Origin of the sequence: Pseudomonas sp. NPDC096950 (assembly GCF_044762525.1) — a bacterium.
Taxonomy (GTDB): Bacteria; Pseudomonadota; Gammaproteobacteria; order Pseudomonadales; family Pseudomonadaceae; genus Aquipseudomonas.
In genome coordinates this window covers 1-596 of the sequence record NZ_JBIWEL010000042.1, presented here as the reverse complement: position 1 = coordinate 596, position 596 = coordinate 1, and the positions used below count along the sequence as shown (strand labels likewise).

1 protein-coding gene and 1 pseudogene are annotated in these 596 nt (G+C 55.4%); both read left to right on the top strand.

Annotation, left to right across the window (positions count from 1 at the left end):
- Positions 1-482, top strand: a 482-nt coding sequence (locus ACIQY3_RS33560) for a F0F1 ATP synthase subunit delta (RefSeq protein WP_403028825.1), incomplete at its 5' end; no start/stop codon positions are given.
- Between the two features lie 21 nt (positions 483-503).
- Positions 504-596 (top strand): annotated as a pseudogene (locus ACIQY3_RS33555) (hypothetical protein); the annotation flags it as partial.

Here is a 596-nt window from a genome sequence, read left to right as displayed (position 1 = left end):
CCCAGGCCCACCAGCAACTGGCCTCTTGGACAGCCATGCACGGCCTGGCTGCAGCAGTGTCGCAAGACGACACCATGCAGCGCGTGCTCAAGGCCCCGCGACTGACGAGCGCAGACAAGGCCGCCACGTTTATTGACGTGTGCGGCGACAAGTTTGATGCCAAGGCACAGAACTTCATCAACGTCGTTTCCGAAAACGACCGTCTCCCGCTTTTGCCGGAGATTTCCGCTCTGTTTGACCTGTACAAGGCCGAACAAGAGAAATCGGTAGACGTTGAAGTGACCAGTGCTTTTGCATTGAACCAAGAACAGCAAGACAAACTCGCCAAGGTTCTCAGTGCACGACTCAACCGGGAAGTGCGCCTGCAAGTCGAGGAAGACAAATCCCTTATTGGGGGCATTGTCATCCGCGCCGGCGACCTGGTTATCGATGGCTCGGTTCGCGGCAAACTCGCGAGCCTTGCCGAAGCATTGAAATCTTGAGTTTGAAGGGGCAGCAGAGCAATGCAGCAACTCAATCCTTCCGAAATAAGTGAAATTATCAAGGGCCGCATCGACAAGCTCGATGTGACCTCCAAGCCCGTAACGAAGGCACAG